The 9,807-nt window shown below is 49.3% G+C and carries 8 protein-coding genes; 6 read left to right on the plus strand and 2 right to left on the minus strand.

What is annotated here, in order from left to right; translation table 11 throughout:
- Positions 1-503: 503 nt before the first annotated feature.
- Complete coding sequence (locus tag VFG09_00005) at positions 504-1,610, minus strand: TOBE domain-containing protein (protein HET6513521.1); 1,107 nt, start codon at positions 1,608-1,610, stop codon at positions 504-506.
- A gap of 210 nt (positions 1,611-1,820) precedes the next feature.
- Here VFG09_00005 and VFG09_00010 point away from each other — a divergent pair, with 210 nt between their 5' ends.
- From VFG09_00010 to VFG09_00035, 6 genes are all read left to right on the plus strand, one after another.
- A complete protein-coding gene (locus VFG09_00010) occupies positions 1,821-3,014 on the plus strand; it encodes a putative sulfate/molybdate transporter (protein HET6513522.1) in 1,194 nt (397 codons plus the stop codon).
- A 200-nt stretch (positions 3,015-3,214) separates the two neighbouring features.
- On the plus strand, positions 3,215-4,339 hold the full coding sequence (gene chrA, locus VFG09_00015) for a chromate efflux transporter (protein HET6513523.1): 1,125 nt from the start codon (positions 3,215-3,217) through the stop codon (positions 4,337-4,339).
- 800 nt (positions 4,340-5,139) lie between these two features.
- On the plus strand, positions 5,140-5,559 hold the full coding sequence (locus VFG09_00020) for a DsrE family protein (protein HET6513524.1): 420 nt from the start codon (positions 5,140-5,142) through the stop codon (positions 5,557-5,559).
- 224 nt (positions 5,560-5,783) lie between these two features.
- A complete protein-coding gene (locus tag VFG09_00025) occupies positions 5,784-6,977 on the plus strand; it encodes an isoprenylcysteine carboxylmethyltransferase family protein (protein ID HET6513525.1) in 1,194 nt (397 codons plus the stop codon).
- Positions 6,978-7,077: 100 nt separating this feature from the next.
- Positions 7,078-8,244 (plus strand): cytochrome D1 domain-containing protein, encoded by a 1,167-nt coding sequence (locus tag VFG09_00030; GenBank protein HET6513526.1) that lies wholly within the window; start codon positions 7,078-7,080, stop codon positions 8,242-8,244.
- A 79-nt stretch (positions 8,245-8,323) separates the two neighbouring features.
- Complete coding sequence (locus VFG09_00035; GenBank protein HET6513527.1) at positions 8,324-9,124, plus strand: C-GCAxxG-C-C family protein; 801 nt, start codon at positions 8,324-8,326, stop codon at positions 9,122-9,124.
- Between the two features lie 418 nt (positions 9,125-9,542).
- Here the strand turns inward: VFG09_00035 and VFG09_00040 are convergent.
- Positions 9,543-9,807: MFS transporter (locus tag VFG09_00040; GenBank protein ID HET6513528.1), on the minus strand; the 265-nt coding region annotated here is incomplete at its 5' end.

The raw sequence follows: 9,807 nt of genomic DNA on the forward strand, positions 1-9,807 counted from the left end.
TGAAAAAATGATCTACCGAACCAAGCCTAGGCTGTAAAAGTCAAGTCTCCACTTATGGGACACCTCATGACTGCCAATTAATTCCATTGGAAACCATGCCGGTTCTTGATCAGTTAGCCAAGAAGAATATCCTTCCTGAAAGCGACACTGAAGCTTTCTTGCCACAGGTGAAACTTCCTCTTGGAAACAAATATTGGGCCTCGTTGTGATCTATCGCGGTTACGTGTAGTACTGGGTAATAATGAAATATTTAGGCGAACGCGATGTTCTTCTAATACGTGGCACAGGCAGCTGTGCCTGAATCTGTACTTGTACATCCGGAAATGAACAGTCTTTCCTGAGATGGGCTTCGCCCATGTGTGAGATTCGGTCACGTGGTTATAATTGATTGAGAAGGCTGGCCTGGCAACTCCGAAAGGAATCGAAAACGAGCATGTACCGTATCTATTCGCCTTCGATTTATTTTCCTGACGATTCCACCATTGTTCAGTGTACTTACCGGCTTAATCAATGCGAAGCACTACAGCAAAACAGTTAAAGAGTGCCCAAACATGGTCACCTTTCTTGAGGTCGAGCTGTTGCCCACTCTTTGTTGTGGTGATGGAACAAAGCCTGGTTTCCTCTGAAATGCCGATTACGTATTCAGTGTTGACCTTGCCCTTGTTCACTTGTTCGACAATCCCCTTGAATTTGTTTTCTGCACTGGATTGTGGCTCTTCGCTTGCTTTCTCAACGATGACGTACGGGGCCTTAACGTCGGCGGTGATCATCTTTCCTTCTTTCAATCCGAGCCGTTCCACACTATCGTTAGTGATCACTGTCGTGACCCGATGGCCTTGCATCGTCGATAGTTCCACCGAGGTTTGTATGTCACCGCGCTGCAACCTGACAATCTTGCCGAAAAAGGTGTTTCGTGCGCTGGTCTTCCGTGAAGATTCTTTTTCCATAAAATACTTGGTTACCTGTTGCATCTCATCTTCAGAGAATGAAACATAGGACGAGGTCAGGTTGGGGGTCGAATGCCCCAGGAGCATTTGGACCGCTGGCAAGGGCATATTGTTCTGCATCAGCTCCACGGCCCGTGACTTCCGGATCATCTCCGGGCCTCCCATTTCCTTGGAAAAACCGCAGGCCTGAGCCCGCTCATAGAATTTCCGCCGTACAAAACCAGGATCAATCCCAAAGGTCTTTTCTATAGATCTTCTGAACTCAGGGTCAGCCAGCATAGAATGAACCTCACTAGAAAGAACTTCTGAAATGAGGACTTCCCGCACGTTTTGCCCGGAGCCATTGTCATCATTCCGAAATAATACTGACTGTCTTCCATAATTGACGTCCTCCAAGGGGTGTATGGACAGGACTTCGTTCAATTTGGCTCCAGTGTATCGGATCAACAAGAAAATAAGCAGAATGCGCCTGCGTGACAAACGCACATCCGCGCGCGATGTTTCTTCAACCCATTGACGGAATGATTGCTCAAGTCCATTGAGCTGGTCCGAGTCCAAATAATGCCTGTCTTCCGGTAATGACACAATATTCCGATGCATCACGCCCCGCAGCGCTTGCTTTGAAAGACCCCTCTTATATGTTTTTTCCCTTGCCATCTTCATGCCTCAATATCAATTCGCATGGGCTACCCTGCGGCAACCTATGATTTCCCATCTCGGAAGTCTCCTTTATTTCTGCATAAATTAGGTGAACTATGCAAGAGTCCAATAGCACTTGACAAGTGCCCTGGATATAAGTATATTAACACTAAACTTATTATATTCGTGTTACTAAAGTAAAGCAAGAAATAATTGACAGGAGGTATTTCCACCATGGAGGCTGCTGACATCTCAGAAACAAAGGAGGTTGCATCTGAGGCTCAGGGTACGTTGGGAGCTGTCGAAGTGAAGGCAAAGAATCTTTACAACCGGATGGAATGGGCGGGGGCGTTCGGGGATGTTGGAACGCTGATCCCTTTTGTCGTTGCCTATATCACCATTGTGAAGATGCCCCCCCTAGGGCTTCTCTTTATGTTCGGCATTACTCTCATGGCATCCGGGCTTTATTACAGGACGCCTCTTCCAATCCAACCCATGAAGGCTATCGGCGCTGCGGCTATCGCCGGTGGCATAAGTCCGGCAGCCCTTTATGGATCAGGTCTTACCACAGGGCTTTTCTGGCTTTTTGCCGGTATTACGGGGATCCTCAGACCGATAGCTAAACTTGCAACCAAACCTGTTGTCCGCGGTATTATGCTTGGACTTGGGCTCACCTTCATGGTCGATGGGGTCAACAGGATGAGGACATCACCGGTTCTCGCAGTTATAGCACTGGTCGTTACATACCTTCTTCTCACAAATCCCAAGATACCAGCAATGTTTATGCTCCTTATCATCGGGGTCGTGTCCGCCGTTATCATGAACCCTCAGATAATGTCAGAATTGGCCAAGATTCATATCGGCTTCAATCTGCCGGTTTTGAGTCTTCCGATGATTTCATGGAACGATCTCGTCACCGGAACATTGCTCTTTACAATCCCCCAAATCCCATTAACCCTGGGCAACGCAGTGATTGCCATCACCGCCGAGAACAACGAACTCTTCCCTGACAGGCCGGTGACGGAGAAGAAGATTGCCATTTCGCAAGGCATCATGAACCTGGTTTCGCCCCTCTTCGGCGGCATTCCGATGTGCCATGGAGCGGGTGGCATGGCAGGGCATGTCCGTTTCGGCGCAAAGACCGGAGGCGCATTGGTTATCCTGGGAGGCATCCTTATACTTATTGCCCTGTTCTTCAGCGATTCTGTCTCCATTATCTTCAAGATATTCCCCAATGCCATACTGGGAGTAATCCTGTTCTTCGCGGGTTCGGAACTGGCGATAGTGGTAAGGGATATCGGAAACAAGAAGTCTGAGTTTTATGTGATGCTCATCGTGGCCGCTGTTGCAATGTGGAATATGGGTGTGGCTTTTCTTGTAGGAGTCATCCTGGACAATGCACTCAGAAGAGAGTGGCTCAAAATATGATACAGTTACTTACGGTGAATATGTGCTTTGGTGCCTTCGGTTAAAGATCTTTTGGGGAAGCCATGGAAGAAAGGGCATTGAAAGACTCTGTATGGGCAGTAGCACAGAAAGAGTTATCGGTCATGCAGGAAAAAACGTCTTGGTAGTCACGATATAGTGGCGGCTGCTTGAACCGTAAACCCACACTGGGAAATCTTCTTTTGTCTTTCCTAAAACTCGGCCTGACGGCCTTCGGTGGGCCGGCCATGATCGCGTATATAAAGGAAATGTCAGTGTCCCACCATGGATGGCTTGATGAGAAAGAATTTCACGATGGAGTCACCCTCTGTCAATCCATACCGGGCGCCTCGGCCATGCAGACTGCTGCATATGTGGGGCTTAAGGCAAGGGGTGTCGCAGGCGCATTGGTATCATTTGTCGGCTTCGGGCTGCCCGCATTTCTTTTCATGCTCGTTCTTTCGTGGCTATATGCCAGCTATAATGAAGTTCCCAGACTTGTTTCACTGTTTAACGGCCTACATGTTGTCGTAGTTGCCATTGTTGCACATGCGACCTATTCCTTTGGCAAGAGCACTTTCAAGAATTACGAAGAGAGCCTTCTCTCCCTGCCAGCCGCAGTCTTCTTATGGGTCGGAGTAAGCCCTTTTATAGTGATCCTGGGCGCTGCTCTTATCGGAATAGTACTTCTAAGAGGCAACGGAATCGTTGTCGCATCAACTGCCGAAAAGGGAAGAGGCAAGCACAGTGTCAGGCATTTCTCGGCACTTCTCATGATCTTGCTTTTCGGGCTTCTTGTGGTCTATGTCTTAGATAAAGAACTTCTGAATCTCGCCATATTGATGATGAAGATTGATTTATTTGCCTTCGGAGGCGGCTTTGCCTCCATCCCGTTAATGCTCCAAGAGATAGTCAACGTCAGAGGTTGGATGGACAGCAAGACACTTATGGATGGTATAGCCCTCGGACAGGTTACGCCCGGCCCTATTGTTATTACCTCAACCTTCGTAGGATACATGCTCTATGGATTGCCGGGCGCTATAATAGCAACTATAGCGATATTCACACCTTCTTTCCTGATGGTGATAGCGGTAACTCCAGTCTTCGACAGATTGAAGGCATCCACATATTTCACCGGTGCAACAAAGGGAATCCTCGCATCCTTCGTAGGACTTCTTTTCTTTGTGACGGTCAAATTTTCGCTGGCTGTGCCGTGGGATCTTGTCCGGATGGTATTAGTATGTACAGCTTTTGGCGCATTGTTGAGAAAGGTGGATATCCTTTATGTTGTGCTTATAATTGCGGTCATTTCGGTCTTCGTATTCTGACATAATATGTCTATGGCTGATAATTTTGATGATCTGAACATTGCAAACAGATTTAAAAGCGGTGAAATATCGGCATTTGAGGAATGTGTTCTGGACTACTGTGACAGAATATACAACCGATGTTCCCCCTTGCGATGTTGAAGAACTATATTTTGTAAGAGAGGTTCATTGCTTGACATTGGTCTGCGGGGTGATATGATTTATACATAGAACTCCTAAAATGATCAGACCGTTATGGCAATGCGGGAATCGTCTGGCAGGAAAATCGGTCGTATTCCGACAAACGGAATCGGCTTTCAGCTGGCAGTCGTTTTCATCCTGCCATTAGACTTTAAAGAAGGGGCTCTGAAAACGTGCTTTCAAAGCCTATATGAAGTCGCAATTGGAGAGTAATGAAGAGAAGCTCCGTCACTCTGATCATTGCATTCATCGCGTCGCTCTGCACGCAGCAGGTCGTCTGCTACTCAATTAACGACCGTGAAGGGGAGTCATACCTCCTGACGCTGAATGTCTGCACAGCTTCGCACGACGCCCTCTCGCAAGACAATGGAACGCCCTGTATCACTGAGTCCGTGTTCGAGTTCGTGACGCATGCCCAACTCAGCCGGTATCTGACTCCTGCGTTCGTGCGTTTCGATTATTTGCCTCCCTCCGAGAGGGCACACCCGCCTCGATTTCTCGCTTAAGAAACTCCGCTGTGCGGCATAGAAAGCTGCGGATGTTCGCATGGAATCGGGCGGACATTCGGAACAAGGAATATTATATTTCTTAGAAGGAGGATCTTAAAAATGAGAACACTCATGAAGTTCATTGCGAATTTGTTTTTTGCTCTTGCCCTGATCGTTGGCAGTATCACCACTCCGGCCTTTGCGGGGGACACTGACCCCCTCTTCGTAAATCTGACCACAGATGATTCACATAGTGCGAATATGGCAATTACCTTCGCAAAGAGCCAGTTCGAGCGCGGTCATCCACTTACGATCTGGCTCAACGACAAAGGGGTATTCATTGGTTCCAAGGCAAAGGCTGCTAAGTTCGCCGATCATCAGAAAATGCTCGCCGAGTTGCTCAACAAAGGCGCCGTTGTTATCAGCTGTCCAATGTGCATGAAGCACTATGGGGTCAAAGAGGCCGACCTCTTGCCCGGCATCAAGGTGGGCAACCCTGAATTGACCGGCGGTGCCTTGTTCAAGGACAACACCAAGACCTTGACTTGGTAAGCCCTGTCTTAACGCTCGGGCTCGCCTAAAGCGGCGTTTTGCTTGCTTTTGGCGAGCCCGATGAATATTTTATGCAATGCATCCGACGGCTTGCACTATAATAATGATTATAGTCGGCGGTAATCGTGGTGACCCATGACGAACGGATGATCGCGGGTTTCGACCACGTGTATCACCTGAAGCACGGTTATCTCGCAGGGGGATGTTGATGCCGGAGTTTGTCGATGAATAAGGTTAGGGCGGTCTTTAGGAGCGCGATCGTTCTCTATTTTATCATTGCGTTTGAAGTGCTGATAATGATAAGCCCCTTTGCCGGGTTTTTCTATTCCGTATTCAATCCTTTCCTGCTCGAAACAGCAAAACATCCGGCAACGAGATGGCTCAGCGCCTTTTACCTGCCTCATATGATCCTGCCACAGGACTTGTTCCTTCAGTTCGTGCGAGTCTCGGGTTCAGTTATGTTCGTCCTGGGAGCAGCAATATTTCTCGTGTGCGCTATCCAGATATACACTGCGAAATTCACGAAAAAGGGTGCTGTGCTTGGCGGCTTTTACTCCATTATCCGACACCCACAGTATCTAGCACTCGGGATGGCAGGTCTGGGGCTTGCTATTCTCTGGCCGAGGTTCCTGACCATCGTACTCTGGCTCGTCATGATATTTGTCTATTACGCCCTTGCAAAGGATGAAGAGCGCCGGATGCTGAAAGCTCATGAAGAAACCTACGACGCGTATATGAAAAAGACGGGGATGTTTCTGCCGAGACGAATTGAAAAGCTGTTTTCACCCTCCTCACGAATAGGACAGGCCGCCATTGCATTCGGTCTCGTCGGTTTTTTCCTGGGCGGAGCTTTCCTGCTCCGGGCGTATACCATCAACACGCTTACGCTCTGGACAAAGGCCCAAAACGTTGCAGTCGTAGCAATCCTTCCGGAGGATGGTTCCAAGATGGACCACCGGATGAATGATATTCTCGTTCTGCCCGATGTGAATAAAAGGATTCAGGACAACCAACATTATCTTGTCTATTTTATCCCGCGCGACTACATTATGCAGGGAATGATCGCTGACACAGGCGGGGAGTGGAAGCTATATGAGCAACATCACTCCATTTCCATGATCACGGACTGGATATTCCATCCCTTCAGACACCTGCGCGAAGGCCACCATGCCATGCACGGCGGGATGCACGCTTCGCATCAAAACGGTTCGGGGATGGGGGATGGCGTAGTCCGAAGACTCATTTTCTTATCAATAGAAGATGTGGAGGTGAAGTCGCCTGCCGACCTCTTTTCTATCAATGCCCTGCGCGTGCCTCAGTTTATGGTCAATGTGGATGTCCACAATCTGAAGCTGATAGACATCAAGGACCTTCCGCACGGAAGCGGGTGGGGAACCGTGCCAACGCCGGTGTTTTGATACAACCAGTGCATGGTTTGTGCAAAGTTCACAATAAGAAGCTTATCGGGGATTCTTCGGTATCCCCGGAAATCAAACAACCATTGTTAAGGGAGAACCAATGAAGAAACACTTCTTTGTATTCGCGTTGCTCACTTTTCTGCTTCTTGTCTCTTCAGTTGCATCGGCATCTGATCGCGTCGCCTTTGTTACGAGCGAAGGTGAGAACAATCTCGCTATCGTTGACCTGAACACTGAGAAGCTCGTAAAAACCCTTCCAACAGGAAAGACGCCCCATGCCCTGGCCTTCACTGCGGACGGAAAAGGTTATGTGAACAACCGGGGCTCTAAAGAGCTGACCGTTATCGACGGTAACAAATTCGACGTCACCAAGACACTCGCACTCCCAGCCATATCGATGCTGGTAGCCCTGTCGCCGGATGGAAAGACCCTTGCCGTCGTCTATAAAGATGCCCTCAAGGTTTCTTTCATAGACACCGCTACCGATGAGATCACAAAGACAATTCAAATAGGGAAAGAGCCGGAAGGCGTTTTTAAAGGCGCGATGATGAGGCATCCGTACTGGTCGAAAGACGGGGCCTCCGTGTACGTGTCGGATGACGTCAACAACAACATTGTGAAAGTCGATGTGAAGACCGGGGAGATCAAGGCGACCATTCCATTGCCTGGCCCCAATCATTACCTCCACCCTTCCAGAGACGGTAAGCTGCTTTACGCGGTAAACGAAGCGGAAAAAGGCGGTAAGACTTCGGTGACCGTGATAGATGTCGGAACCGACAAGGCGGTGAAGGACATTCCGATCCCTCTCGAACCCGGGGAGCAAGGTCAGCTGCATCATGGCGAATTTACACGGGACGGGAAGTATTTCTTCGTCTGTAACGAAGGCGGCAGGACAGTGGCAGTCATAGACACGGCGAAACTTGAGGTCATGAAAACGATCAGGGCTGGAATGGGAGCAGGACATCCGGTAATGACAAAGGATGGAAAACATATATTCGTCATCCAGCATAAGGACAACACGGTCACCGTAATTGACGTCGAGAAACAGGAGGTCGTGAAGAATATTTCCGTGGGAACAGGGAAAAAGCAGGCCCACGCCTCCTATTTCACACCGGATGGCAGGTTCTTCTATATGGTCAATGCCGAAGATAACACGATAAACAAAATCGACACCGTAAAGATGGAAGTAGTTTCAAAGATCCCTGTGGGGAAGTCCTCGATGTTTTTCGGCATCAAGGAAGGAGACACTTTTCCCGCTACCGAATGAGGATGGTCAGTAAATCGTAAGGAAACGCATTATTTGACCGGTTTCATTAGAAACCGAAGACAATTCAGGGGGTGGACTTATGGAAGATGGAAAGATGTTTGACGAAAAACTGTCAAGAAGGGGGCTTCTCAAAAGTGCGGCTGGAGCTGCCGGGATTGCTGCCCTGGCAACGGGAGGACTGAGTCTCTTTTCAAAGGCTGAAGCCAAGGGCGGTCCTACCGAAAAATGGCCGTGGCCGTATGTGAAACTCGAGCCTGAAAAGACCGCAGAGCTCGCCTATAATGAATGGTACCGGGTATTCTGCGGAGCTGCGGTTATCAGCAGCGTGTTCAGTCAGCTCAGGGAAAAGGTGGGTGAGCCCTATACATCTTTTCCTGTTGATGCGTATGTTTTTCTTGAAGGAGGGATAGTCGGATGGGGAACAATATGCGGCTCAAATGCCGGAGCCAACATTGTGAGCAACATGATTATTGGCCCCAGGATCGCAGGACCTGAATGTGAAAACGGCGCAGCAATCGGCGCTGACGCCCTCCAGTGGTATTCCGAAACAGCGCTTCCTTCCTACACACCCAAAGAGCCGAGGGTGAAAGCAACAATCATCCAGACGACAAGCGACTCGCCGCTCTGTCATGTATCGGTCGGCAAGTGGATGAAGGCTTCAGGCTACGCGATCGGCAGTCCTGAAAGAAGAGACAGGTGTGCCCGTGTAACTGCAAGCGCTGCATATCACCTTGTCCAGGATCTGAATGCCTGGAAGGATGGTACGTATAAGCAAAAAACCACGTGGAAAGCGGTATCAAACGTAGGGATTACGGCTCAGCAGAACTGCACTGAATGCCACGGGGCAAATGTGCCGACTCCTCCGTCAGCAAAAAAATAATTTTGGGATCAGACACCAAGGATGGGCGGGTGGCATTCCGCCCATCACCCCATTATTTAAGGGTTGCTTACGGCCCTAATTAGTGCTCATCTATTGTTTGTGAAAAAAGTTTTGTTAGCGGGCTGTACACCGCAAGGGCCGGCAAACACCAACCCGCGTGAAGTACTGCATGTACTCTGCCCGACCGGCATCATTGAGCCGACATCAGGTTTCGACCGGAAAGAGTTACCCTGTCAAAAGAGTGCCACTGAGGAGTCGTCGGTGTTAACGACAGCGGATAACTTGAGAAAGAAACGTTGCCTTCTTAAAGAAACGATCAGTCTGGACTTCATGGTTCACTGTCCGTCAGATCACGTTTTAGCGAATATGCGTTTTATTTATAAATATACGGTATGCATGACCGAGCCTCGGCCCTTTCTCACCGGCCAAGGGCCTTCAGGTGTCCTGCCAGGGAGAGGACAGCCGCAAAACAGGCAAGTGCGCCGATAGCTACTGCTGCCGGCGTACCCATGGCGTGGGCGATTGCCCCCATGATCGAGCTTCCGACGGGCGCCATTCCGAGAAAGACAAGGGTATAGACGCTCATAACCCTGCCTCTGAGGCTGTCAGGTGTTGCGAGCTGGATGAAGCTGTTCGCAACAGCGAGAAAGCTCACGACCCCCCATCCGACGAGTGCGAGAGCA

This window comes from Thermodesulfovibrionales bacterium, from assembly GCA_035686305.1.
Taxonomy (GTDB): Bacteria; Nitrospirota; Thermodesulfovibrionia; order Thermodesulfovibrionales; family UBA9159; genus DASRZP01.